Genomic DNA, 23,289 nt, shown 5'->3' with positions numbered 1-23,289 from the left:
GCAGTCCCCACAGGCCGGCACCCCGGCGCGCGAACGCCGGAGAGGTTGAACTGCCGCCGTGCGGGAAATCCCGTTTCCGCCGGCGCACCCTGGCCGGTGAAAAGACGACCGCGACGGGCAGGTCTCCTGGCTTCGCGGGTCTCTGCCGTAGCTGCCGCCTTCTCGGGGCGAACCCCAATGGTCTGTGGCAGCCGGCTCTCCGCTTACAGTTGCAGGGGCAGCCGGGGGTTCGCACCCCGTTCCCGTTTCAATCCCCTTCGCGGGGAACCTGTCGCGCGGCCGCCATAGGGGCCGGAAGCGCCGCGCGTCAACGAAGGTATCGGGGCGGGTATCTGCGCGGGCTATCTGGCGCCGGCGCCGGCTTCGCGGCAAAGGCCGGGCATGCGCATGCTCTTCCTGCTTCTGGCCATGCCCCTTCTGCTGGCGGCCGCGCCCCCGAAACGGCCGCAGCGGATCGTCTCCCTGAACCTCTGCGCAGACCAGTATCTGCTGGCGCTGGCCGACCCGGGGCAGATCGCCGCCCTCACGCGCTTCGCCCGCGATCCGCAGATGTCGGCGGAAGCCGAAAAGGCAGCGCATGTGCCGATCAGCCGCGGATCGGCGGAAGAGGTGCTGGCGCTCCGGCCGGACCTCATTATCGCCAGCCCGTTCCGCCGCCGGGAAACCATGGCGCAATTGCGCGGCCGGGAGATCGCCACCGTCGACCTGCCCTCGGCGGAAAGCTATGCCGATATCGTCGCGCAGGTCCGGCAGATCGCCGCCGCCGTCGGCTACCCCGAAAGGGGGGAGGCGCTGGTGGCGCAGATGGATCGGCGGCTGGCCGCGGTGCCGCGCGACGGCGGCGCGGGGGCGACGGCCGCCTATTACCAGCGCCGGGGCTATCTGACCGGAACCGGCACGCTGGTGGACGAGATGCTGCGCCGCGTCGGCCTGCGCAACCTCGCCGAACGGCTGGGCAAGCCTTCGCTCGCCCGGATCGGTCTGGAGGAGATGGCCCGCGCCCGGCCGGATTATCTGATCGTCGAAAGCGCCAGCGAGCATGTGATCGACCAGGGAACGGAAATGCTGCACCATCCGATCCTGGCAGATATTCCCCGCATCCGGATTCCGCAGGCGTGGACGGTATGCGGCGGCCCGGCCTATGCCGATGCCGTCGCCAGCCTTTCCGCGCAATTGAAGCCGGGGCGCTAGCCGCGCGCCAGCGCCAGGCCCAGCATGATCCTGGTCGAGCAGATGGCGCAATCGAGCGCCCGCGCCACACCCTCGGGGCAATTGCCGCAGGAACGCCCCTTCGCCGAACCGTTCATCAGGGCGATCAGCAACCGCTCGTCGCCCGACATGCCCGAGCGGCCGCCGGCGGCGAAAGGGCGCCCGAGCGCCGCCTCCAGAAGCCGCATCAGGCTGTCGAGCACGGGCGCCAGCACCCCGCAGTCCGACGGCGCGAGCAGATGGTGCAGGCGCGGCTGCGGCGCGGCGCCGATTCCCCGCGCGGCGCTCCAGCAGCGGGCAGCGGCCGTCAGCAAGGCGTCCCTGCCGTGAATTTCCGAGATGGTCGCCATCGTTACGCCCCTGGCCGTTGACAGGAATGGCGCCCGGCGCCGCTTCGGAAAGTGGATAAAATTAATGCGAACTATTCGCAATAGAGAAATCGACGAACCAACGCCGCGCGGCGACGGGCCGTGGCACGTTATTCCGCGCGGTTGGCCGCTTGCCGTCGGCTGAGGTCCAGAGTCAGCCGATCCACCAGCCGCAGCAGCGGCGCTTCCAGCGCTTCATGCTGGCGCAGCAGCTTGTCGGACGGCAGCACTCCGCCGCCGGAGTGCACAAGCAGACCCTTGTCGACCAGCGCCTTCACCCGCCGCCGCACGGTTTCGCGCGGCAGTTGCGCCGCGCGGGCAATGGTGCGGCAGGAGGCTGTGAGGCTGGCGGCGCGGCCGTTGCGGCCGGAGGTTTCGCTGGCGGAACGCTCGGCGGCGATCAGGCGCACGATCAGCAGGATATGGATTTCCCTTATGTCCTCCACGCCCTCGGTGGTGAAGAGCCAGATCTGCTCCACCAACTGCTTTGCGAAGGCCAGTGGAACATCCGGCTGCTCGGCGCAGGTGCCATTTGCCCGCAGGGCCGGAAAGGGACGTCCGGCGAGATGCCCGGGATCGACGGCTTTTGGCGCGGCTTCGTGCATGGGCGGAAACCTAACCGATGTGCCGGGCGGCGATTGCCTGTTTCCGGGCATTTGCCCGCAACCGGCATCTGGGCTGAAGGATGTGCTGCATCATCGCCATCGGGCTTTCACTGGCCGGGGAACAGGAAGGTCAATGTCAGGCGCCCGCCCAGGCCGTGCGGCGCCGATTGGGTGGTGACGGCATGCCAGCGCAGCCCGCCGCCGATGCTGACGGGCTGCCGGCCGAAAGCGGTCAGTTGCGAGACATTGGCGTTGATCGGCATCACCGTCGTGCCGAGCTTCCAGTCGTGGGTGAAATCGGCCGACAGCGCATAGGTGGTGCCGCCGGCCGTGGCGTAGCTCAGGAAGGGCTGCACGAAGGTCTCGCTGCGTTCTCGCGCATCCGCGCTGCCCGCGAACGACCAGAGATGGTTGGCAAGCGCTCCCATCGTCCACCCGCCCGTCTGGCTGAGCGCGACCGCCGTCGGCCCCGCCAGCCATTTCCGGCCGGAAAGCAGCCGGTCGGTTCCGGTCGGGATGGTAAGGGCGGGGCCGGCGCCCCAGATAAGCCCGCCACTGCTGTTGGGGCTGAAGAAGAAGCTTTGCAGCATGTCGCCCAGGCCGAAGCGGCTGTCGACGCCAGGGGCCGGATCCCAGGCCCAGATGACGGGCAGGATCGTCCGGGAAATCAGCGTCAGGTCGCTTCCCGCCTGCATCGGCACCACCGGCTGGATGTTCAGCACCAGCCGCTCGCCATCCCGGTTCGGCCCGATGTTGGCGTCGTAGTTCAGCTGGAACGGCAGGCTGATGAGCGAGCCGATCGGGTTTGCCAGCTCCTTCGCCAGATCCGCCGTGTCGGCGTCCGCCGACTGCGGCAGGGTGGCGAAACCCAGCAAGGCCGCCGCGCCCATTGCCCGTTTCCCGAACCGCATCGTCAATCCCCTCTCAATCTGCCGGGGAATCCTGCGCGCGTTGCGGGCGCGAGATAATGCTGGAACTACCGGCGGCGACTGCGTAAATCTGCTGCCTCAGGGTTCGGACAGTAGCGCGGTCCGGCCGCGCCGGGGGGAGGGCACAGGTGGAATCGACCCCATCTGGTCATTGCGGGGCGTCTGCCTGATGCCCGCTGGCGTCCGGAAATCCGATGAACGCGTGCGCGCCTCTGCATCGGGGCAGCAAGTCCTTGCCCCGCCGTCGATCCTTCCCTGGGTGCTGCCGCTGCTGGCCCTCATCGGCGTCGCCTTTCTTGTGACGGCCGCCGTCTCGCTGATCGGCGCCTGGCAATTGCGCGCGGAAAGGCTGCGCCAGCTGGACGACACCGCCTTCCAGCTTTCCCAGTCGCTCGACCGGGAGGTGGAGGGGCAAAGGGCGTTGCTGGTGGGGCTCGCCTCCTCGCCAGCGCTGGTCCGCAACGATCTGCGCGCGTTTCACGCCCAGTTGCAAGGCACCGCCATTCCGGACGACACTTGGCTGATCCTGTTCGACAGGACCGACTTGCTGCTGCATTCGCGCTTTCCCTTCGGCACGAAACTGCCGCCGGTCGCGGACTACAAGCCCGCCAAGGGCTTCTTCCCCGAGCTGGATGCCAAGCGCTTCATCGTCACGCCGCGCTTCTATGGCGTGCAGCTGAAGATAAGTGCCGTCACCGTCAATATCGCTCTTCAGCGCGCGCCCGGCGAAGCGCCGCTCTATCTCTGCACTGTCATCGGCGACGCGCGCTTCGAGCGTATCATCCGTTCGCACCGGTTCGATCCGGCCATGACCATCTGGATCGCCGACTGGTTTCGCCAGGGCCTGATCAAGGTTTCGCCGCAGGAGGCGGTGCCGGCCCCGCCGATCCCGCCGGGGCTGTTCAGGCAGTTGAAAGAGGGCATTTTCGCAAACTCCTACGCCAGTCGCACGAATGTTGTGATCGACGGCCGGGAGGTGGCGCTGGCCGTGCACCGCTCGCCCTTCACCCACTGGACCTCGGTCGCCTCGCTGGACCGGACGGAACTCGACGCGCCGTTGCGCGACCTCATGTTCCGGCTGGGGCTGGCAGCGCTGCTTCTGGCGGCGGCCGGCTGGGTGGCGTTCCGCCTGTTCCGCCGGGAAGTGCTGTCGATCGAGGATGCCGTCGACGAGGCGCATCAGGAAGTGCTCAGCCTCTCCCAGCAATTGCAGGGCAGCCAGGACGAGGAGCGTCGCAAGATCGCCCGCGAACTGCACGATTCGACGATGCAGCATCTGACGGGGGCCTTGCTGGAAGCGAAGGCGCTCGAAGGGGAGGGCAGCAGGACGGCGGCAGCGCTGGGAGATTCGATCGAGAAGGCGCTGAACGAACTGCGCAGCTACTCCCTGCTGCTGATGCCGCGCGAGCTGGAAGGCCGCACTCTGTCCTCCGCGCTCGGGCAGTTCGCCGAGGCCTTTTCTAGGCGCTCCGGCCTCAGCGTCGAGGCTGAGGTCGATCCGGTCGTCGACGGGTTGCCGCAGGAAGCAAGGCATGCGCTGCTGCGGATCGGGCAGGAAGCGCTGGCGAACGCGCTGCGCCATGGAGAAGCGACCGAAGTGCAGCTGAAGGCAGCCCCGGTCGCGGGGCAATTGCTGCTGGCGGTGACCGACAACGGGCGGACGGCGCGCGGGCGGCCTTCCGCCTGGTTCGAAGAGCGCGCGGGCGTCGGCCTCGCCTCCATGCGCAGCCGCCTCCAGCCGCTTGGCGGCCGGCTGCACATCGAGGGGCTGAAGACCGGCGTCCGGCTGACGGTGACGCTGCCCTTGCCCTGACCGTCACCAATTGCCGGAAAGCACCGGCGCCGATTTGACGGCGCCGGTGCCGGCCATTGCCGCGACTGGCCTCAGTGCGTTTACTGCACGCCGCGGGCGACAGCCAGCTTCAGCCGATATTCCTCGGCTTCATGCTTCGGGTTCAGCGGCCCCGCATCGATCTGCAACCAGTCGATCCGGCCGGTGAAGCCATTGCCCGTCGCCGGATAATCGGGGGTGACGGGCGAGCCGGAATCCAGCCCCACGTCGAAGGTCTCGCTCGCCGTATATGCGCCGGAAATCGTCGCCTCGACGGCACCGGAGCCGACCGCCTCGCCGTTCACGAACAGCGTCACCTTGCCGCCCTTGCCCAGGCCTTCGCCCGCATAAGCGAACTCCATCCGCACTTCCTGCTCGCCGGCGCCGAGGGGCTTGTCGGAGCGGATGGAGGTGCGATCCAGACCGAAGTAGTTATAGGTATAGACCAGCCGGCCATCCTGCACATGGATCGCCCATCCGCCGGTCGAGCCGCCGACGGCGCAGATGACGCCCGCCGCGCCCTTCTCCGGCACGGCGATGGCGGCGGTGACGGCGTGCGCGCGGTTCTTCACGCTCACCATCGTGCCTTCCGGAATTCGCATGCCCTGGAACAGGCGCTGCGAATTGCCCTGCACGGTCACCGGCCGTCCGGCGATTTCCGGCACAGCCCGCTCGGCTGCCCGGTCGTCCAGCGGCAGCACATTGTGCTTCACCGCCTCGATCAGCCAGAGGCGCTGAAGCTCCTTCAGCTTTTCCGGATGCACCTTCGCCAGATCGTTGGACTGGCTGAAGTCGACATTGGTGTCATACAGTTCCCAGACATCCTCGTCGAACGGCAGCAGCACGGTTTCGCCGGTTTCCCAGGGGGTGCGGTGCTTGGTCACCGCCGTCCAGCCCTGATGGTAGATGCCGCGATTGCCCAGCATCTCGAAATATTGCGTGCTGTGCCGCTCAGGGGCCTTAAAGTCGTCGAAGCTGTAGGCCAGGCTGATGCCTTCATAGGGCTTTTGCGTCACCCCGTTCACCACGCTCGGCTCCGGCAGGCCGGCGGCTTCCAGGATGGTGGGGGCGATGTCGATCACATGGAAGAACTGGTCGCGTACGCCGTCCTTCGCCTTGATCCGCTCGGGCCAGTGCACGACCATGCCGTTGCGCGTGCCGCCATAGTGGGAAGCGACCTGCTTCGTCCATTGGAAGGGCGTGTTCATGGCGTGCGCCCAGCAGGCGGAATAATGGTTGCTGGATTCCGCCGTTCCCAGCAGGTCCAGCTTCTCGCGGATGGATTCGGGCGTTTCCAGATCGAGGCCGTTCAGCGCGATCATCTCGTTGAAGGTGCCGTGGATATTGCCCTCGGCGCTCGCGCCATTGTCGCCGACGATGTAGAAGATCAGCGTGTTGTCGAGTTCGCCCTGCGCCTGCAACTCGTCGATCACCCGGCCGATATGGTGGTCGGTCTGCTCCATGAAGCCGGCGTAGAGTTCCATCTGCCGGGCATAGACGGGGCGCATCTCCGGGTCGGTCTCCTCCCAGCCGGGAAGGCCTTCGTGCCGTTGCGTCAGCTTCGTGTCGGCCGGCACGATTCCCAGTTCGATCTGCTTCGCCAGCGTTTCTTCGCGCTGCCTGTCCCAGCCCTTGTCGAATTTGCCCTTGTAGCGGTCGGCCCATTCCGCCGGCACATGATGCGGGGCGTGCGTTGCGCCCGGCGCATAATACATGAAGAACGGGCGGGTGGGTGCAAGCGCCTGCCGGCGGCGCAGATAGCCGATCGCCTTGTCTGCCAGTTCCTCGTTCAGCGTGTAGCCGTCCTCGGGCTTGCCGGCCGGCTCCACCGGGTTGAGGTTCTCATAAAGCGTCGGATAATATTGGTCGGTCTCGCCGCCGAGGAAGCCGAAGAAATATTCGAAGCCGCTGCCCAGCGGCCAATGCTCGTAAGGCCCCATCGGGCTGGTTTCCCACACCGGCACTTCATGGCACTTGCCGATCTGCGCGGTGGAATAGCCGTTCAGCTTCAGCGTTTCGGCGAGCGGCGCGCAATCGTTGGTGCGGGCCGAAGTCTTGCCCGGTGCCGACGTGGCGATCTCGGTGATCGCCCCCATGTTCACCGTATGGTGGTTGCGCCCGGTCAGCAGCGCCGCGCGCGTCGGCGAGCAAAGCGCGGTGGTGTGGAATTTCGAATAGAGCAGTCCGCGGCCCGCCAGTCGCTCCAGCCGGGGCATGCGGCAAGGCCCACCGAACACCGTGGAGGAGCCGAAGCCCGCATCGTCCAGCAGCACCAGCAGGATGTTGGGCGCGCCGGCCGGCGGGGCCAGTGGAGCGATCGGCTCATATTGCGCGTCGCGCGCGTCGTAAGGGGTGAAGGCAGGCCGGTCGACATGCGGGATCGGCAGGACGTGCCGGTTGAGGGGTTGCTTGCCTGTGCTGCTCATGGGGCTCTCCCAATTCTGAAACGATGGCGAAGCCGGCGGGTCGGAATGCCCTGCCGACATCCGCGAGGGTTCCATCGCCACTGCTGCGCCCGCCAGCGCAGTTTCGCGGCGGCCCACACCGTAGAAACAGCAAGGTCCGCCATGCCGCACGGCCGCGGCCCGTAATTCCACCTGCCGCGCGGCGTGGAACTACGCTTCCGGCCGGTCGTCGCCCGCCGGCACATGCGGTGCCAGCGATGAGGAGGTTGTGATGGACTATATCGTGCAGGAGGCCAGCCGCTTCTGGCAGGATCTGATGTCGCGCCCGGACGGGCCGTTCGCGCTGCGTTTCCTGATGCAGCCGACGGTCTCCTCGCTGCTGGCGATCCGCGACGGCATCCGCGACGCGAAGGCCGGGCGCGACCCCTATCTGGCGCTGATCGCCACCAATGCCGACGAACGGCGCGGCGCGCTGAAGGAAGGCCTGAACGCCACGGCGCGGGTGCTGTTCCTCGGCCTCCTCCTCGATTTCTTCTACCAGATGAAGACCTTCGGCAGCTTCCGCTATGTGGGGGAGGCGATCGTCATCGCCTTTGCGCTGGCCTTCCTGCCCTATCTGCTGCTGCGCGGCCCGGTCCGGCGGATCGCCGCCGCGTGGATGGCGCGAAAGGCTGGGCGGGAGACGCGCCCATGACGGCGCCGGAAAACAATCCGCTGCCCGACGTCGGCACCATTCTCTCGTCGCGGCGGACGGGGATGAGTTTCCAACGCACGCGGATGAGCGCCGACCGCACGCTGATGTCGGTTATCCGGACCTCGCTGTCGCTGATCAGCTTCGGCTTCACCATCAACCAGGCCTTCACCTCGCTGCAGGCGCTCGACGCAGAGATCGCCGCCCGCGCGCCGCAGATCTTCGGCGGCTCGCTGGTGGGGCTGGGCACGGTGATGCTGGCGTTCGGCATCCTCTATCATCTTCAGTTCATGGCCTTTCTGCGCGGGGAAAGGCAGAAGATGGCGGACGACGGGCTGATCACCGGCAAAAGCCCCTATCCGATTTCGCTCACGCTGCTGACGGCATTGGCGCTGCTGCTGATCGGTATCCTCGCCATCGCCCATATCCTGTTCGGGCTCTAGGCCGGTGTCGGAACTGCTGCTTCAGGCGAGCGAGGTGGCGATCCTGTTGATCCAGTTCCTCGCGCTGCTGTTCGTCGCCGGGGCGACGCTGGCGCTGCTTCTGGATGTCGCCCGGCTGCTGCTGCGCCGGCTTGGCGCAGAACAGCCCGAGGCTGCCGCCATCCGTCGCATCTGGCTGGACTATGCCCGTTGGCTGATCGCGGCGCTGACGCTGCAACTGGGGGCGGACATATTGGAATCGGCGATCGCCCCCGGCTGGGAAGCCATCGCCCAGCTTGGCGCAGTGGCGGCCATCCGCACCTTCCTCAACTATTTCCTGGAGAAGGATGTAAAAGACGTGCGGGACGTCAGCTGAGTGGAGGCGATTGGCAGCCGCCGCTGGGCCGTTTACAGAAAGCCCATGGGGCTTTCAGACAATCCGCAAATCGCGCCCGTGCGTGCGAAAGTGCTTATCGCGGACGACCACAGGATGGTGGCCGAGGCCATCGCCCGCATCCTGAAGGGCGAATATGAGGTGGTCGAGATCGTAACCACCGGGCAGCAGCTGATCCGAACCGCTAGCGCCGGCCCCACCGACATCATCCTTTCCGACATCAGCATGCCCGACATGAGCGGGGTGGAGGCGCTGAAGGCCCTGCGGGCGGCGGGCGTCGGCGCGCCGGTCATCTTCCTGACCATGCACGCGGAACCCGGAGTCGTCGACGCGGCGCTGAAGGCGGGGGCCAATGGCTATGTGCTGAAAAGCTCGGCGGCGGACGAATTGCTGCGGGCGATGGCGGAGGTCCGCCGTGGCGGTCTCTTTGTCAGCCCGTCGCTGCTCGGCCATGTGCTGGGGCGGACGGAGGTGCCAAGGCTCACCGCCCGTCAGCAGGAAGTGCTGGACCTGCTGGCCACCGGCCTCAGGTCCAAGGAAATCGCCTACCGGCTGGACCTGTCCGTCCGCACGGTGGAGGCGCACCGGCAGATCCTGATGCAGATCCTCTCTGTGCGGAACAGCATCGAACTGGTCCGCAAGGCCGAGGAACTGGGCCTCGTCGGCCGGACGGCCTGATAAGCCGCCCGGCCACGAGGGACGCAGCGCTTTACTGCGGCGGCGCTACCACCTGATATTGCGGCTGCGCCTGTTGCGCCCCGGCTGGCGGAACCGCCTGATACCAGGTGCCATTGCAGTTCAGGTAAGTCTGGCCGTTGGAAACGATTTCCTGGCAGCCGGGGTCCTTGGGCTTGCTGTCGACCACGGCGCCGATCACCGCGGTGACGGCGCTGGCGCCGGCGGTGATGGCTGCCGTCTTGCCGACGAATTCCAGGAAATCGTCGTCGTCATCGTCCCAGTCGCGCGGCGGGTGGTAATTGCCATTGTCGTAATAGCCGTTCGAAGGCCGGCCGGGCGCCACCACCACCGTGTTGCCGGCAGTAATGTTGTTGCCACCGCGATTCGGCCGGTTCGGCGCAGGGCGGGTCGCACCCTGGGGCTTTTTCGGACGGGTGACCGATTGCGGCGGTCGCGCCTTGGAGGCGCCGGGGGTGCGGGCCTTACCCGCAGCAGCGGGACGGGCCTTCGCGCCGGCCGGCTGGGCGAAGGCGGTGGTGACGGGGGTGAGGAATGTCGCGGCAAGGGCGGCCGCGCCGATCACAAGACCAAATCTCGGCATGGGATATCCTTTCTGTGGATTGGCCAGCGCCTCAGCGCGCGCCGTCTTTCAGCGCTTTCAGGTCGATCGCCTGCCAGCCGGATTCAGGCTTGAAGCTGAAGTCGGTCGAACCGAAGCGCGGCTCCATGTTCCAGCGGAAGACGGTGCTGAACTGCGGCTGCGCCGGATTTTCCGTGTTCGTCACCACCATCCTCAAGGGCAGCGGCTTGTCCTTGCCGATCCAGAGCTGGAAGTCGGCGCCATCCTGCCGGAAGGCATAATGGCCGGCCGGCTGCCCATCCACTTCCGAATCACCGACGCGGAAGCCAGACTTGGGCGGCTCCACGTTGGAAGACGGGTCGCCCCAGCGGAACAGGTCCTGCAACGGGAATTCGATCCCGAAGCGGTCGGACGCCTGGGTCAGCACTTCGGCGATGGTTCCGGTTTGCGGCAGGCTCAGATATTTCTGCGATTTCTGCCCGGCGAAGGTGATGGTCTGGCCGTCATAATATATGCGCCGATGCTGCCGGTCGGTGCGGATATCCACCCGCATCCAGCGCGGTGCCTGCACCAGATAAGTGGTGCGCTGCGCGAATTGCAGCTTCTGGTCGCCGCTGAACAATATGTCGACATTGGCGTCGGACGTGACTTCGAAGCGATTGAGATTGCGCAAATAGGCGCCCATGCGGTCGAGCGCCTGCGCCGCCTCCGGCTCGAGCACGGCGACCGACTGCACCGGGCCGACGAGCGAAGCCGCGCCGTCGGGCGCTGTCTGCGCCGAGAGCGGGGAAAGGCCGCCGAGCAGCGCGGCGCAGGCAAGCAAGGCCCTGAAACTGGGGTTGGGCATCGGATTCCTCCTGTTCGAACGCCGGGCTCCCCTGAACGCCGGTCGGTTCATGGCCATGCCTATGTCCGCCCAAGCCCCGCCGCCACGCCTGAACTACCGGCAAACGAACCGTAGAATTACCTGGTCCCGGGCCGCCGAATTGCCGCTGCCGGCATCCGCTCGGGGGACCATAAGGGCGCGAAACGCGCAGATGCAGAATAAGGTCGGCCATGTTCCTGAAGTCATGTCCGCGCTGGAGCGATGAAGCCGTGGAGCAGTCCTGGCGCTCTTCGGCCTGCCTCGCGTTGCTGCTCACACTCGGGATTGGCGCGCCGCTTTTCGCGCTCGCCGACTGGAGTGCAGGTTTGGACGTGCCGCTTCAGCGCGATTATGCGGCGCTTTCGCGCATTCTGGTCGCCATGCCGCTGCTGCTCGCAACCCTGCCGCTTTTCGACTCGATGATCGACCGCGCGCTAGACCATCCGGAGCGGGCGGGTCTGCTCTCCGGCGCGAATCTGGCGCGGCAACGCCGCTGGGCGGCGAGGCTGAGGCGCCTCAGGTGCAACCGTGTCGTCATCGCGGGGATGATCCTTGTCGCCTTCGCTGGCGCCCTGCTGCAACCTTGGCTGCCCGGCCCGCTTCGGGGGCTGGAGGGGTGGGGCTATTCCGCCTCTGGTAAACTCAACCTCGCCGGCGGCTGGTATTGCTTCCTTTTCCTGCCGATTTTCCGCCTGCTGATGCTGCTGTGGCTGTGGCGGCTGTTGCTGTGGCTGGTGCTGCTGGGCAGCCTCGGCTTCCTACGGCCAAGGCTGAACCCGGCGCATCCGGACGGCGCCGGTGGCCTCGGCTATCTGGGCTTCGTGCAGCAAAGGCTTTCACCGCTGCTCGTGGCCGGCGGTTTCATGATGGCAGGCAGCGCCGCCAACCGGATCGCCCATCTGGGCGAAACGGTCGGGGATCTGATACTCCCCCTCGTCGGCTATGTGGTCATCTACCCCCTGTTGCTGCTACTGCCGCTATTCCTGACGACGCCGCTTTTGCTGCGCAGCAAAAGGAACGGCCTGTTCGATTACGCGCTGATCGGGCATAGCCTTTCCCGCGCCTTCGAGGAAAGCTGGGTGTCGAACCCGATGCCTCCGGCGGAGCAGTTGCAAAGCCCCAACCCCTCGGCGCTGGCGGATTTCGGCGCCGTGCACGCAACCGTCACCGACATGCGCTTCCTGCCCATCCGGCCATGGGGAATCGCCGCGATGGTGCTTTCGGCCGGCGCCCCGCTGTTGCTGCTGGTGTTCCTGCAGGTGCCGCTGGAACAATTGCTGCGCATCGCGCTGGCGGAGCTTCCACCGCTCGATCTCATTCCGGGCGGGCTGTAACGGCGGCGGCCCCACACGCGTAATTCTACGGTGCCGCCGCAGGTGGTTGCAGCGTTCCCGTCAGTCTCCACCCGTCCCAGAAGAAAGGCACCACAGGCGCATCGTCCGCCAGAGGTTCAACAAGGGAGCAGGCACATGGCAGCAGGCAGCATTCCGGTCACGCCGGAGAATTTCTCGCGCGCGGAATCCGATCTTTACTTCTCCAACGTCGTCAAGAACGGCGGCTTCGGCAAGTTCGACCATACCCGCGAAGTGGCCCCGCTCGACAAGCAGTCGGTCATCCGCCTCAACCGCGACACCCTCTATTCCTCGGTGGTGATCGACCTGGACGCAGGCCCGGCGGCGATCACCCTGCCGGAAACCGGCGACCGCTTCGTTTCCCTGCAACTGATCGACGAGGACCAATATACCTATGGCGTCTTCTATGGCGCCGGCCGCCATGAACTGACGCGGGAAAAGATGGGCACGCGCTATGTCGTCGCCGCCGTCCGCACGCTGGTGAACCCCGCCGACCCGGCGGACGTCGCCGCCGCCCATGCCGTGCAGGACGGTATCCAACTGGAACTGACTGCGCTTGGCAGCTTCGAAATCCCCAACTGGGATTCGGAAAGCCAGAATATGGTGCGCAGCGCCCTGCTGACGCTGGCCGAGACCATGCCCGACACCAACCGCATGTATGGCAAGCGCGAGGATGTGGACCCGGTGCGCTTCCTGATCGGCTCGGCGCTGGGCTGGGGCGCCAATCCGCCAAGCGAAGCGCTCTATCTGAACGTCACGCCCGAGAAGAACGACGGTAGCACCGTCCACGAACTGGTGGTGGGGGACGTACCGGTCGACGGCTTCTGGTCGGTCAGCCTCTACAACGCCGAAGGCTATTACCAGAAGAACGACCTCGACCATTACACCTTCAACAATCTCACGGCGAAGAAGTCCGCCGACGGCAAGATCCGCATCCGCTTCGGCGGCAGCGAAGGGGATAACATCCTGCCGATCATGCCCGGCTGGAACTATATGGTCCGGCTCTATCGCCCGCGCCCGGAAATCCTCGACGGAAGCTTCGTCTTCCCGGTGGCGAAGCCGCTGGCCTGAAAAGGCTTTTCCCTTCCGTCAGCACAGGAAAGCGAACCGAAATGAGCAGCCCGAAAAACTCCCTGATAGACCCGTCGCTGAAACCCGCCGAGGTCCGCGCGATCGCCGCAGAGGCCTTTGTCTATGGTTTCCCCATCGTCGACAATTACCGGATCCTGCACTCCTATTTCGTCGACCGGCAGAACCCGGACTATAAGGCGCCCTGGAACCAGCTGAACAATGTCGGCCGCGTTTTCACGCCCGAAGACAAGGCGATCCAGACCCCCAATTCCGACACGCCCTATTCCCAGCTCGGCGCCGACCTCCGCGCTGAACCGCTGGTGTTGAGCGTGCCGGAGGTGGATGAAGGGCGCTATTATTCGCTCCAGTTCATCGACCTCTACACCTTCAACTTCGACTATGTGGGCAGCCGCGCGACCGGCAATGGCGCTGGCGACTATCTGCTGGTCGGGCCGGGCTGGCAGGGCGATACCCCGGCGGGAATCCGCAAGGTGATCCGTTCGGAAACCGAAATCGCCTTCGTCTTCTACCGCACCCAACTCCTCAATCCGGGCGACATCGAAAATGTCCGCAAGATCCAGGCTGGTTACAAGGTGCGGACCCTGTCGGAATATCTGGGCCAGCCGGCGCCAGCAGCCGTGCCGGCCACCGATTTCGCCAGCCCACTGTCGCCCGAAGAGCAGCGCAGTTCGCCCGACTTCTTCCATGTGCTGAACTTCGCCCTGACCTTCTGCCCGACCCACCCGTCTGAAACGGACCTGCGCGCGCGGTTCGCGAAGATCGGCATTCGTCCGGGTCAGGCTTTCGATTTCTCCACGCTTTCGCCCGAACTGCAGCAGGCGGTGCAGGACGGGATCGCGGACGGCTGGAAGGCGTTCGAAGCGCACAAGCGCGACAATGTTGACACCGGAAAGCTCAGCTCCGCCGACGGCTTCGGCACGCGGGAGTTCCTGCGGAACAATTATATGAACCGCATGGCGTCGGCGGTGCTTGGCATCTACGGCAATTCCAAGGAAGAGGCGATCTACCCGGCCTATTTCGTGGATTCCGCCGGCGAGGCGCTGGATGGGCGCGCCAGATATGCGCTGAAGCTGGAAGCGGACAAGCTGCCGCCGGTGAACGCCTTCTGGTCGCTGACGGTCTACCAGCTTCCGGAAAGCCTGCTCTACGCCAATGAACTGGACCGCTATCTGATCAACTCGCCGATGCTTCCCGGGCTGAAGCGCGATGCGGACGGCGGCATCACCCTGCTCCTCCAGAACGAGGCGCCAGAGGCCGACAGCCAGTCGAACTGGCTTCCGGTGCCAGCCGGGCCTTTCTGGACGACGCTGCGCCTTTACTGGCCGAAGGCGGAAGCGCTGGATGGCCGCTGGACGCAACCGCCGCTGAAACGGCTCTGAGGCGCTCGCGCGATACAGACGCCTGAGGGCGGCAACCGCCGCGACAGGCCGGAACAGGGCAGGGGCGTGCAAGATATTTGCGCGCCCCTTTCTGCACGCACATGCCATTCAGACTGCTGGCAGCGGGCTGAGGGTTGTTGTCTATATTCAATGCATAAGCGTGGAATATAGAGATTTCAGTAAAATCTCGTGCACGGGCGCGAAGGCGCATAATTCCGGAAGAAACCGGCTACCTGACTTCCTGAAAGAAGCTGGTCGGGGAAAGAGGATTCGAACCTCCGGCCTCTGCCTCCCGAAGGCAGCGCTCTACCAGGCTGAGCTATTCCCCGGGCCGAGGCGGGCGGGATAGTCGCGTGCCCCAGCCGCGTCAAGCGGCAGCGGCCAAAAAAAGATCGGCGGGAAAGGCCGCCGCCAAACAGCCCTCAACCTTCGAACAGCGCTCTTAATTCCGAAAGCTCGACGATCTTCTCGCGCGGGGCGCCCGCACGCGCGCGGGCGACCTCCAGCGCGTCGATATTCCGCCAGTCGTCGAAATCGGAAACCGGCACCTGCCGCTCGGCCAGCAGGGCGATCAGCGCCGCCCGGCCCGGCTTGTCGCCGGCGAGCGTTTCCTTCGCGATCCGCTCCACAAGGGCGAAGCCGTCCGGCCGGTTGGTGCCGATGGTGCCCGAAGGCCCCCGCCGCGCCCAGCCGACGCACCACAAGCCGGGCGCGATCAATCCCGCCTCGTTCACGAAGCGCCCGGCCTGCTCGTCGAACGGAACACCGGGGATGGAGGCCGTGCGATAGCCGATCGCCGCCACGATCATGCCGCAGGGGATGATCTCTGTCTCGCCTGTGTCCACCGCACGCCCATTTTCGTCGACGCGGGTCTTCATCACCTCCAGCGCTTCCACCTGCCCATGCCCCAGCACCGCCACCGGCCGCCGGAAGAAATCCAGGCTTAAGGTCACCGGCCGGGAGGCGTCCGGCCCCCGCGCCGCGAAGCGCCGCAACACCTCCACCACGCGGCGCTGCCCGGTCTCCAGCGCTGCATCCTCCGTCTCGGGCGGAAAATCCCCAATCCGCACCAGCGGCGTCGCCCGTTCCAGCTCGCCCAGTTCGCCCACTTCCTTCAGCGTGAAACTGGCCTGATGCGGCCCGCGCCGCCCCAGCACATGCACCTGCCGCACCTCCGAGCGGGAGAGCGGCTCCAGCGCATGGTTGACGATGTCGCTGGCCTGCAACTCGTCCACTGTCTTCGCCAATATGCGCGCGCAATCGATGGCGACATTGCCATTGCCCACCACCACCACGGCCTGGGTGTCGAGCGGCGGCTCCAGGTCCTTGAAGTCCGGATGGCCATTGTACCAGCCCACGAACGCGGCCGAGCCGAGCACGCCCGGCAGATCGTCGCCGGGGATGCCCAGCGGCCGGTCCTGCGGTGCCCCCACCGCCAGCACGACATCGTCGTAGAAAGCGGTCAGTTCCCCGACGCCGACATCCTCCCCCACCCGCACATTGCCGAGGAAACGCACCCGCTCGTCCGCCGCCACCTGGTCATAGCGGCGGGAAACCGCCTTGATCGACTGGTGGTCGGGCGCCACACCGGCGCGGATCAGCCCATAGGGTGTCGGCAGCCGGTCGATGATATCGATGCGGACATCCTCTCCGAACGCCTTCAGCGCCGCTTCCGCGGTGTAGAAGCCGGCCGGCCCGGAACCCACGATTGCCATGGTGCGCATGTCGATCCTCCCGGGGTCAAGGTTGGCCGCAAATCGCTGGCTGTTCAACCGCCCGCATCATCGGGCAGTGGGCCAGTTCGCAGGAAAGCCCATTCCCTTCCCCACCTCGTCACCCCGGGCTTGACCCGGGGTCCAGCTTTCTTCCTCACCCGCAGTGCCAGCAGAAAAGCTGGACCCCGGGTCAAGCCCGGGGTGACGAACGAACTCGATCCATACGAACCGACTGAGGCCCGTCACTGCCCAGGTTGATTCAGCACGGCATCCAGACAGGCATCCATCGCCTTCGCAGCCTCCGGCGAAAGGGCGATGAAGGCGCGCCGCGCATCGCCCGGGTCCGCCGACCGGCTGAGCAGACCCGTGTCGCTCAGATTCTTGATCCAGCGCAGCGCCGTCGTCGTCGGCACGTTGGCGGCGATGCACAGGCTCGACACGCTCACCGGCCGTTCTTCCAGCCGGGCGGCGGCCAGATCCAGCAGCATGTCCCACGCCGGGTCCGCGAACAGCTCGGCGGGAAAGAAACGCTCACGCAGGCGCCGGGCGCGGATATGGGCGCGGATGCGCGCGGCATCCACCGGCCGTGCGGCCGATTCCGGCCGGCTCGCCACCAGTTCGGCAAGGGCCGCCGCCACCCGCTCGGCGTCGCGCTTCAGCGCCTCGATCCGGCCGTCGCCGCCAAAGCGGGAGCCGGCGTCGGCCGCATGATGTTGCAGCCCTTCCGCCAGTTCCTCCACGGCGCGCCGGATGGCGGCCGCGTCGCTGTCGGCTTCCAGAAAGTGCAGCGGCGCCTGCAGCAGCAGCCCGGCCAGATCCGCGTCGCCGTCCGCCGTCCGCAGCAGCACCGGCATCCCGGCGTGCGAGGGATGCGCCAGAAGCGCGGCCAGCCGCGCGTCGGCCAACTCTGCATCCATCAGCAGAATGTCCGGCCGCGCCCGTTCGACGGCCTCCACCAGCGCCGCGCCGCCCACGGCCGGAATCGCGTCCACCAGGAATCGCGACAGCCCGGCCAGCGGCAAGGAGGTGCCGGCCGCCAGAATCTTCAGCCCCACGGCCGGGGAACGGTCCGTTTCGGATAGTTGATAGTCCGCCAATTGCAGGCCCTTGTCCGTTGGAAAAAAACGATTTTCCCCCGGTAGGGCAGGCGGCATCCGGCATGATCGCCCCGCATTCCCCCCCAGAGCGGACGTTGCCGGCCTCAAGCTTTCAGGAAAGCCATGCCAACACCTCCGCCGACCCGGGGCGCACCGTCTCCCGGCGGGGCCGAAAGGTCAAGCCGCGCGAACGATCCGCCTTTGTGGTCAACGGCTGTCGGGCTTGTGCCGATGGCCGCGGTTTCAGGTCGGCTCGTGAAAAGCCGGCCGCAAAACGGGTTGCTCACCGCACCCGGGCGCGCCGTGGCCGGGGAAGGGCCGGGCACAGGCAGCGCCCGGGCGAAAGGACGGGGATGGGAGAGATTCCACTCCAGCCCGGCCGCGCCCGCCAGCGCGTGTCGGCGGATCTGATCGGCACGTCGCCGGCCATGTGCCAGTTGCGGGAGACGATCGCGCGTGTCGCCTCCGCCGAGGCGACGGTTCTAATCACGGGGCCGTCGGGCACGGGCAAGGAAAACGCCGCCCGCGCGCTGCACGCCGCCAGCTCGCGCGCGGGCGGCCCGTTCGAAGCGGTGAACTGCGGCGCCATCCCGCATGAACTGGCCGAGGCGGAACTGTTCGGCGCGGAGGCCGGCGCCTACACCGGCGCCAGCAAAGCCCGGATCGGCCGCCTGGAAGCCGCCAATGGCGGCACCTTGTTCCTGGACGAAATCGGCGACCTGCCGCTGCCGCTGCAAGTGAAGTTGCTGCGGGTGCTGGAAAGCCGCGAAGTCCAGCGTCTGGGCGCCAGCAGGCCGGTTCCGGTCGATTTCCGGCTGGTCGCCGCCACCAATGTCGATCTGGAGCAGGCGGTCGCCGAAGGCCGTTTCCGCGCCGACCTCTACTGGCGCTTAGCTGTCGTCTGGCTGGACCTGCCGCCGCTTGCGGCCCGCGTGGGGGATATTCCGGCCCTCATAACCCATTTCGCGGCCGTTTCGAGGCAGCGCCTGCTTCTCAGCGAATGCGGCCTTGCCATGCTGACCGCGCACGACTGGCCCGGAAACCTGCGCGAGCTTCGCAACCTTGTCGAGCGCGCACTGGCCCTTGGCGAGCATGCGCTGAATGCCGAAGCCGTCACTCGCCTGCTTCACCCCCGCCGCCGGCTGATGCCGCAATGGCTGACAGGGCAGGGCGCAACTCCGACACCCCGCCCGGCTGATCTGGCGGCCCGGTTGCAGGCGGACAGCCTTGGCCTGAAGCCGATGGCGCTGAAAAGCCTGCTGGCGGAAGCGGAGGCTACTCTGATCGCGCAGGCGCTGGCTGCCTCCAACGGCACGATCGCCGAATCCGCCCGCCTGCTGGGCCTGAACAGGACGACGCTGGTGGAGAAAATGAAGCGGATGGGGCTGAAAGCGGCGAATGAGGCGGCGTGAAAGCAGCTGGCTACACCTCATTGTCCCCTTGGTGTCTCACCAATCACTTTCACCCTCGCAGCCAGGAAGGCCGTATTGCCGGCACGCGCCACGCTAGCGCAATGGTGGCCACTGGCGTCTGCTATGAATGACCGTGAGAATCCAAACCGTGTCGCTGTCTATCTCATAGACCAATCGGTAGCTGCTGTGCGGCGTGAGTTCGCGGGTTCCAGCCACTTCGCCCTCATGGCCCAGCATCGGGAAATCGGCGAGCTGGGCGACGGCCTCGCTTATCAGGCCGTCGATCCGAACGGCTGCCTTCTCATCGCGTGCGGCCAGATAGTCCCATATGTCCGCACGGTCCTGCCGCGCCTCCGGCGTCCACCGGACCTTCACGCCTGGTCGGCGATCCGCGCACGGCGGCCGGCGAAATCCGCTTCGACCTCATCATGGTCATGGCCGTGTCCCGCCTGCATCGACTCACGCGCCACCGCCACCTTTTGCTCGACGAACAGGCCATGCGCCCGTTTGTGGCGCTGGCGCTCCACGAACTCCCGCATAAGTTCGCGCACGACCTGCGAGGCCGGGCGATGCAGGGATTCGGTTTCGGCCATGAAGTCCGCCCGCAGGTCGGCTTCCAGCTTCATCGTGAAAACGGCTTCCTTCGCCATGATCGCACCTCCGTCGATAATGACATCGTATATACGTTGCCATACCAATCGCTGCAAGATAGGATCACCACACACCAGTCTGGGCGTTTCTTAAAGGAGGCGGTGGCGTGCCGGAAGCACAGCGCGGCATTGCTCCCGCCGCAGTTCCACTGTCGATCGAGTTAAGTATATTGTCCCCGGATTTCCTATTGAAAATTAGGAGAAATTTTATACAATTCTAACCCAAAAGGATTTTTGTTCTGTAAAATATATGAAAGGTGCGGTGAAATGAGTTCAAAAAATGAAGAAAAGGCCGCAGGAGATTATTTCAAGCACGAAATGCTGAGAATAATGAAGGATGGAAATATATACTCAACTTCTAAATTGGAGGCGGAACTTAAAAAAAATTTAGAATTAACAAATTATGATAAAGGAAAAAATGAAAAAAGGCCGAACGAGTCAAGATGGCGAATTAGAATTAATAATAATCTGAGGCCAAGTGAAAAATCTTCTTTATGTGGAAGGGGATACGTGGAGAAGATTGATTATGATCAATATAGAATTACTAATAAGGGGTTGGAGTATATAGAAAAAATAAATGAAGAGCATGAAGAGTTGAAAAATGATTTCCAAGAACTTGGAATTCATTTATAATTCATTTTTTGCTAATTTTTAGCGATTTGCTTTCTCTTAACTGTATCGGCGTTTCTGAGGTTGGTTTGAGCGGGTGCAGGGCGCGCGGCGCCCTGCCGGGGTGTCGGGGCAGCGCCCCGACCTTATAAGTGAACGCACACCCCTCAGCGCTTGTCGATCGCCACATAATCCCGGCGCGGCGAACCCGTGTAGAGCTGGCGCGGGCGGCCGATCTTCTGCTCGGGGTCGCCGATCATCTCGTTCCATTGCGCCACCCAGCCGACGGTGCGGGCCAGCGCGAACAGCACGGTGAACATGCTGGTCGGGAAGCCGATCGCCGACAGGATGATGCCTGAATAGAAATCGACGTTCGGATACAGCTTCTTCGAAACGAAATACTCGTCCTTCAGCGCGATCTGCTCCAGTTCGCGGGCCACGTCGAACACCGGATCGGTGACGCCCAGCTTCTCCAGAACTTCCTTCGCCGTCTGCTGCATCACCGTCGCGCGCGGGTCGTAATTCTTGTAGACGCGGTGGCCGAAGCCCATCAGCCGGAACGGGTCGTCCTTGTCCTTGGCGCGGGCGATATATTCCGGGATGCGCTCCGGCCGGCCGATCTCGCGCAGCATGTTCAGCGCCGCCTCGTTCGCGCCGCCATGCGCCGGCCCCCACAGGCAGGCGATACCGGCGGCGATGCAGGCAAACGGGTTGGCGCCCGAAGAACCCGCCAGACGCACCGTCGAGGTGGAGGCGTTCTGTTCATGGTCGGCGTGCAGGATGAAGATGCGGTCCATCGCCCGCTCGATCACCGGGTCCACCTGATAGCTTTCGGCCGGCACGCCGAAGGTCATCTTCAGGAAGTTGCCGGTGTAGGAAAGCGAGTTATCCGGGTAAACGAAGGGCTGGCCCACCGAATATTTGTAAGCCATGGCGGCGATCGTCGGCATCTTGGCGATCAGCCGGTTGCTGGCGATCATCCGCTGCTTCGGATCGTCGATGTCGGTCGAGTCGTGGTAGAAGGCGGAAAGCGCGCCGACCACGCCGCACATGATGGCCATCGGGTGCGCGTCGCGGCGGAAGCCGCGGTAGAATTGCAGAAGCTGCTCATGCACCATCGTGTGGCGGCTGATGGTGTATTCGAAGCGCTTCAGATCCTCGGCGGTCGGAAGCTCGCCCTCGGTCAGCAGATAGGCGACTTCCATGAAGCTGGAATTCTCGGCCAGCTGCTCGATCGGGTAGCCGCGGTGCAGCAGCACGCCTTCGTCGCCGTCGATATAGGTGATGGCGGATTCGCAGGACGCCGTGGAGGTGAAGCCGGGGTCGAAGGTGAAGGCCCCCGTCTGCCCGTAAAGCTTGCGGATATCGACCACCTGCGGGCCGATGCTGCCGTCCCTCACCGGAAGGTCGACGCTCTTGTCGCCCAGCGTGATCTTGGCCAGTTCGCTCATTCCTGCACCTTTCCGCACCCGTTTGGCATCGACCCCCATGGAAGGGGCGGCCTGTTCCTCATTTCAGCGCATCCGTGATGCGCCCCAAGCTTTCTTCCCGGCCCAGCAGCGCCAGGATGGCGAACACGCTGGGGCTGGCCGTCTGGCCGGTGAGCGCCGCCCGAAGCGGCCCCGCCACCTTGCCCAACCCCAGTCCGGCTGCCTCGGCGACCTGCTTTGCGGTCGCTTCCAGCGCCTCCCGCTCCCACTGCGGCGCGGCTTCCAGCGCCGCCTTCACCTCGCCAAGGAGCTTGAGGCCGGCGTCGTCTAGCAACTTTGCGGCGCCTTCGTCCATGGGAAGCGGGCGGCTGCGAACGAGAAACAGGGCCGACCCTGCCAACTCATTGAGGTTTTTGGCCCTCGGCTTCAGCTCATCCATGCTGCGAAGCAGCAGATCGCGCTGCGAGTCGCTCAATTCCCGCCCCAGAAGCGCTTCCATGCGCGGCGCGGCCAGCCCGGCCAGCCGCCCATTGTCGGCCAGCTTCAGATAATGCGCGTTCACGCTTTCCAGCTTCTTCAGGTCGAACCGCCCCGGCGAGCGGCCGACGCCATCCAGATCGAACAGCTTCGCCGCCTCTGCGCGGGCGACAAGCTCGGTATCGCCATGCGCCCAGCCCAGCCGAAGCAGATAATTCTCCAGCGCTTCCGGCAGGATGCCCATCTCGTCGCGATAGGCTTCCACCCCCAGCGCGCCATGGCGCTTGGAAAGCTTGGCGCCGTCCGGCCCGTGGATCATCGGCACATGCGCATAAACCGGCTCCGGCCAGCCGAGCGCGCGGATCAGCGCCAGTTGCCGGAACGTGTTCGTCAGATGGTCGTCGCCCCGGATCACATGCGAAACGCCCATGTCATGGTCGTCCACCACCACCGCCAGCATATAGGTGGGCGTCCCGTCCGAGCGGAGCAGCACGAAATCGTCGAGCTCGCCGTTCGCCTGCCGCACCCGGCCCTGCACCTGGTCGTCGATCACCGTCTCGCCATCCTGCGGCGCCTGCAGCCGCACGACATAGGGCTGCCCCTCCGGCCAGTCCGTGCGCCCGCGCCAGCGCCCGTCGTAGCGCTGCGGCAATCCCTTTGCCTTCTGCGCCTCGCGCATCGCTTCCAGCTCCTGCGCCGTCGCATAGCAGCGATAGGCCCTGCCTTCGGCCAGCAGGCGATGGGCGATGGCGGCGTGCCGGTCGGCGCGGGCGAACTGGAAAAGCGGCGGCCTGTCGGCGTCGAGGCCGAGCCAGGCCATGCCGTCCAGGATCTTGCCGATCGCATCCTCGGTAGAGCGCGCCCGGTCGGTATCCTCGATCCGAAGCAGGAAGGTGCCGCCGTGCCGGCGCGCATAGAGATAGTTGAACAGCGCCGTCCGCGCCCCGCCAATGTGCAGATAGCCGGTGGGGGAGGGGGCGAAGCGCGTCACCGGGCGCGGCAGGCCCTGATAGTCGGGAAGGATGGAATCGCTTGCGTCTGGCATCGAGGAATCCGAAAGCTGCGGCCGGGGTCGGCCCATGAAACGGGGCTGAAAACG

General features: G+C 65.6%; 23 protein-coding genes, 1 tRNA gene and 1 riboswitch. Of the genes, 11 read left to right on the top strand and 13 right to left on the bottom strand.

The genetic code is table 11. From position 1 onward, the window contains the following. Positions 1 to 99: 99 nt before the first annotated feature. A riboswitch (cobalamin riboswitch) is annotated at positions 100 to 287 on the bottom strand. Positions 288 to 381: 94 nt separating this feature from the next. Next, entirely contained in the window at positions 382 to 1,191 is an 810-nt protein-coding gene (locus L6Q21_RS11530; protein ID WP_237830905.1) for an ABC transporter substrate-binding protein, read from the top strand. On the opposite strand, the gene L6Q21_RS11525 is transcribed toward L6Q21_RS11530, so the two are convergent. From L6Q21_RS11525 to L6Q21_RS11515, 3 genes are all read right to left on the bottom strand, one after another. Next, complete coding sequence (locus L6Q21_RS11525) at positions 1,188 to 1,559, bottom strand: hypothetical protein (protein ID WP_237830904.1); 372 nt, start codon at positions 1,557 to 1,559, stop codon at positions 1,188 to 1,190. The genes L6Q21_RS11530 and L6Q21_RS11525 overlap by 4 nt on opposite strands. Before the next feature lie 128 nt (positions 1,560 to 1,687). After that, entirely contained in the window at positions 1,688 to 2,182 is a 495-nt protein-coding gene (locus L6Q21_RS11520; RefSeq protein WP_237830903.1) for a hypothetical protein, read from the bottom strand. Positions 2,183 to 2,289: 107 nt separating this feature from the next. Beyond that, positions 2,290 to 3,093, bottom strand: coding sequence for a transporter (locus tag L6Q21_RS11515; RefSeq protein WP_237830902.1), 804 nt, complete (start codon positions 3,091 to 3,093; stop codon positions 2,290 to 2,292). A 187-nt stretch (positions 3,094 to 3,280) separates the two neighbouring features. Here L6Q21_RS11515 and L6Q21_RS11510 point away from each other — a divergent pair, with 187 nt between their 5' ends. Beyond that, positions 3,281 to 4,924: a sensor histidine kinase gene (locus L6Q21_RS11510; protein WP_237830901.1), complete on the top strand. Its 1,644-nt coding sequence runs from the start codon at positions 3,281 to 3,283 to the stop codon at positions 4,922 to 4,924. 80 nt (positions 4,925 to 5,004) lie between these two features. Here the strand turns inward: L6Q21_RS11510 and L6Q21_RS11505 are convergent, their stop codons facing one another. Then, a complete protein-coding gene (locus L6Q21_RS11505; RefSeq protein WP_272492461.1) occupies positions 5,005 to 7,368 on the bottom strand; it encodes an arylsulfatase in 2,364 nt (787 codons plus the stop codon). Positions 7,369 to 7,618: 250 nt separating this feature from the next. Between L6Q21_RS11505 and L6Q21_RS11500 the strand changes: the two genes are divergently transcribed. The 4 genes from L6Q21_RS11500 (at position 7,619) to L6Q21_RS11485 (ending at position 9,532) form a co-directional block, all read left to right on the top strand. Continuing rightward, a complete protein-coding gene (locus tag L6Q21_RS11500; RefSeq protein WP_237830900.1) occupies positions 7,619 to 8,041 on the top strand; it encodes a hypothetical protein in 423 nt (140 codons plus the stop codon). Further along, positions 8,038 to 8,481 carry a YidH family protein gene (locus tag L6Q21_RS11495; protein ID WP_237830899.1) on the top strand — a complete coding sequence of 148 codons (444 nt, stop codon included), beginning with the start codon at positions 8,038 to 8,040 and terminating at the stop codon, positions 8,479 to 8,481. Before L6Q21_RS11500 ends, L6Q21_RS11495 begins: the two co-directional genes overlap by 4 nt. A gap of 4 nt (positions 8,482 to 8,485) precedes the next feature. Further along, a complete protein-coding gene (locus L6Q21_RS11490) occupies positions 8,486 to 8,836 on the top strand; it encodes a DUF1622 domain-containing protein (protein ID WP_237830898.1) in 351 nt (116 codons plus the stop codon). A gap of 90 nt (positions 8,837 to 8,926) precedes the next feature. Then, positions 8,927 to 9,532 carry a response regulator transcription factor gene (locus tag L6Q21_RS11485; protein WP_237830897.1) on the top strand — a complete coding sequence of 202 codons (606 nt, stop codon included), beginning with the start codon at positions 8,927 to 8,929 and terminating at the stop codon, positions 9,530 to 9,532. Between the two features lie 31 nt (positions 9,533 to 9,563). Here L6Q21_RS11485 and L6Q21_RS11480 read toward each other — a convergent pair whose 3' ends face one another. Both L6Q21_RS11480 and L6Q21_RS11475 read right to left on the bottom strand, forming a co-directional pair. Further along, positions 9,564 to 10,133 carry a hypothetical protein gene (locus L6Q21_RS11480; protein ID WP_237830896.1) on the bottom strand — a complete coding sequence of 190 codons (570 nt, stop codon included), beginning with the start codon at positions 10,131 to 10,133 and terminating at the stop codon, positions 9,564 to 9,566. A 31-nt stretch (positions 10,134 to 10,164) separates the two neighbouring features. Beyond that, complete coding sequence (locus tag L6Q21_RS11475; protein ID WP_237830895.1) at positions 10,165 to 10,959, bottom strand: DUF2092 domain-containing protein; 795 nt, start codon at positions 10,957 to 10,959, stop codon at positions 10,165 to 10,167. 209 nt (positions 10,960 to 11,168) lie between these two features. Here L6Q21_RS11475 and L6Q21_RS11470 point away from each other — a divergent pair, with 209 nt between their 5' ends. From L6Q21_RS11470 to L6Q21_RS11460, 3 genes are all read left to right on the top strand, one after another. Continuing rightward, entirely contained in the window at positions 11,169 to 12,311 is a 1,143-nt protein-coding gene (locus L6Q21_RS11470) for a hypothetical protein (protein ID WP_237830894.1), read from the top strand. A gap of 135 nt (positions 12,312 to 12,446) precedes the next feature. Then, positions 12,447 to 13,400 carry a DUF1254 domain-containing protein gene (locus tag L6Q21_RS11465; RefSeq protein WP_237830893.1) on the top strand — a complete coding sequence of 318 codons (954 nt, stop codon included), beginning with the start codon at positions 12,447 to 12,449 and terminating at the stop codon, positions 13,398 to 13,400. A 41-nt stretch (positions 13,401 to 13,441) separates the two neighbouring features. Next, complete coding sequence (locus L6Q21_RS11460) at positions 13,442 to 14,800, top strand: DUF1254 domain-containing protein (RefSeq protein ID WP_237830892.1); 1,359 nt, start codon at positions 13,442 to 13,444, stop codon at positions 14,798 to 14,800. 252 nt (positions 14,801 to 15,052) lie between these two features. Here L6Q21_RS11460 and L6Q21_RS11455 read toward each other — a convergent pair. From L6Q21_RS11455 to L6Q21_RS11445, 3 genes are all read right to left on the bottom strand, one after another. Next, positions 15,053 to 15,129: transfer RNA gene (locus L6Q21_RS11455), tRNA-Pro, on the bottom strand. 93 nt (positions 15,130 to 15,222) lie between these two features. Next, positions 15,223 to 16,524, bottom strand: a complete 1,302-nt coding sequence (locus L6Q21_RS11450) for an FAD-dependent oxidoreductase (protein ID WP_237830891.1) — start codon at positions 16,522 to 16,524, stop codon at positions 15,223 to 15,225. A 233-nt stretch (positions 16,525 to 16,757) separates the two neighbouring features. Beyond that, positions 16,758 to 17,612, bottom strand: a complete 855-nt coding sequence (locus tag L6Q21_RS11445; RefSeq protein WP_237830890.1) for a helix-turn-helix domain-containing protein — start codon at positions 17,610 to 17,612, stop codon at positions 16,758 to 16,760. Between the two features lie 353 nt (positions 17,613 to 17,965). On the opposite strand from L6Q21_RS11445, the gene L6Q21_RS11440 reads away from it, so the two are divergent. Next, positions 17,966 to 19,024: a sigma-54 interaction domain-containing protein gene (locus L6Q21_RS11440; RefSeq protein WP_237830889.1), complete on the top strand. Its 1,059-nt coding sequence runs from the start codon at positions 17,966 to 17,968 to the stop codon at positions 19,022 to 19,024. 93 nt (positions 19,025 to 19,117) lie between these two features. Here L6Q21_RS11440 and L6Q21_RS11435 read toward each other — a convergent pair whose 3' ends face one another. Beyond that, on the bottom strand, positions 19,118 to 19,399 hold the full coding sequence (locus tag L6Q21_RS11435) for a type II toxin-antitoxin system RelE/ParE family toxin (RefSeq protein ID WP_237830888.1): 282 nt from the start codon (positions 19,397 to 19,399) through the stop codon (positions 19,118 to 19,120). Continuing rightward, positions 19,396 to 19,674: an antitoxin of toxin-antitoxin stability system gene (locus L6Q21_RS11430; protein ID WP_237830887.1), complete on the bottom strand. Its 279-nt coding sequence runs from the start codon at positions 19,672 to 19,674 to the stop codon at positions 19,396 to 19,398. Before L6Q21_RS11430 ends, L6Q21_RS11435 begins: the two co-directional genes overlap by 4 nt. Before the next feature lie 267 nt (positions 19,675 to 19,941). On the opposite strand from L6Q21_RS11430, the gene L6Q21_RS11425 reads away from it, so the two are divergent. After that, positions 19,942 to 20,307: a winged helix-turn-helix domain-containing protein gene (locus tag L6Q21_RS11425; protein WP_237830886.1), complete on the top strand. Its 366-nt coding sequence runs from the start codon at positions 19,942 to 19,944 to the stop codon at positions 20,305 to 20,307. 143 nt (positions 20,308 to 20,450) lie between these two features. Here the strand turns inward: L6Q21_RS11425 and L6Q21_RS11420 are convergent, their stop codons facing one another. Together L6Q21_RS11420 and gltX are read right to left on the bottom strand one after the other, a co-directional pair. Further along, positions 20,451 to 21,734, bottom strand: a complete 1,284-nt coding sequence (locus L6Q21_RS11420; RefSeq protein WP_237830885.1) for a citrate synthase — start codon at positions 21,732 to 21,734, stop codon at positions 20,451 to 20,453. Positions 21,735 to 21,792: 58 nt separating this feature from the next. After that, positions 21,793 to 23,235 carry a glutamate--tRNA ligase gene (gltX, locus tag L6Q21_RS11415; protein WP_237830884.1) on the bottom strand — a complete coding sequence of 481 codons (1,443 nt, stop codon included), beginning with the start codon at positions 23,233 to 23,235 and terminating at the stop codon, positions 21,793 to 21,795. Positions 23,236 to 23,289 lie beyond the last annotated feature (54 nt).

Source organism: Sandaracinobacteroides sayramensis (assembly GCF_022014495.1).
In the GTDB taxonomy this organism is placed as follows: domain Bacteria; phylum Pseudomonadota; class Alphaproteobacteria; order Sphingomonadales; family Sphingomonadaceae; genus Sandaracinobacteroides; species Sandaracinobacteroides sayramense.
Note: the sequence above shows the minus strand (reverse complement) of the source record. Positions and strands in the feature narration are given on the sequence as shown.

Coding starts and splice junctions, on each gene's coding strand:
- L6Q21_RS11440 (WP_237830889.1), top strand. CDS start 17,966: ATGGGAGAGATTCCACTCCAGCCCGGCCGCGCCCGCCAGCGCGTGTCG.
- L6Q21_RS11500 (WP_237830900.1), top strand. CDS start 7,619: ATGGACTATATCGTGCAGGAGGCCAGCCGCTTCTGGCAGGATCTGATG.
- L6Q21_RS11510 (WP_237830901.1), top strand. CDS start 3,281: ATGCCCGCTGGCGTCCGGAAATCCGATGAACGCGTGCGCGCCTCTGCA.
- L6Q21_RS11460 (WP_237830892.1), top strand. CDS start 13,442: ATGAGCAGCCCGAAAAACTCCCTGATAGACCCGTCGCTGAAACCCGCC.
- L6Q21_RS11520 (WP_237830903.1), bottom strand. CDS start 2,182: ATGCACGAAGCCGCGCCAAAAGCCGTCGATCCCGGGCATCTCGCCGGA.
- L6Q21_RS11450 (WP_237830891.1), bottom strand. CDS start 16,524: ATGCGCACCATGGCAATCGTGGGTTCCGGGCCGGCCGGCTTCTACACC.
- L6Q21_RS11420 (WP_237830885.1), bottom strand. CDS start 21,734: ATGAGCGAACTGGCCAAGATCACGCTGGGCGACAAGAGCGTCGACCTT.
- L6Q21_RS11475 (WP_237830895.1), bottom strand. CDS start 10,959: ATGCCCAACCCCAGTTTCAGGGCCTTGCTTGCCTGCGCCGCGCTGCTC.
- L6Q21_RS11515 (WP_237830902.1), bottom strand. CDS start 3,093: ATGCGGTTCGGGAAACGGGCAATGGGCGCGGCGGCCTTGCTGGGTTTC.
- L6Q21_RS11465 (WP_237830893.1), top strand. CDS start 12,447: ATGGCAGCAGGCAGCATTCCGGTCACGCCGGAGAATTTCTCGCGCGCG.
- L6Q21_RS11430 (WP_237830887.1), bottom strand. CDS start 19,674: ATGGCGAAGGAAGCCGTTTTCACGATGAAGCTGGAAGCCGACCTGCGG.
- gltX (WP_237830884.1), bottom strand. CDS start 23,235: ATGCCAGACGCAAGCGATTCCATCCTTCCCGACTATCAGGGCCTGCCG.
- L6Q21_RS11525 (WP_237830904.1), bottom strand. CDS start 1,559: ATGGCGACCATCTCGGAAATTCACGGCAGGGACGCCTTGCTGACGGCC.
- L6Q21_RS11470 (WP_237830894.1), top strand. CDS start 11,169: ATGTTCCTGAAGTCATGTCCGCGCTGGAGCGATGAAGCCGTGGAGCAG.
- L6Q21_RS11530 (WP_237830905.1), top strand. CDS start 382: ATGCGCATGCTCTTCCTGCTTCTGGCCATGCCCCTTCTGCTGGCGGCC.
- L6Q21_RS11505 (WP_272492461.1), bottom strand. CDS start 7,368: ATGAGCAGCACAGGCAAGCAACCCCTCAACCGGCACGTCCTGCCGATC.
- L6Q21_RS11495 (WP_237830899.1), top strand. CDS start 8,038: ATGACGGCGCCGGAAAACAATCCGCTGCCCGACGTCGGCACCATTCTC.
- L6Q21_RS11425 (WP_237830886.1), top strand. CDS start 19,942: ATGAGTTCAAAAAATGAAGAAAAGGCCGCAGGAGATTATTTCAAGCAC.
- L6Q21_RS11480 (WP_237830896.1), bottom strand. CDS start 10,133: ATGCCGAGATTTGGTCTTGTGATCGGCGCGGCCGCCCTTGCCGCGACA.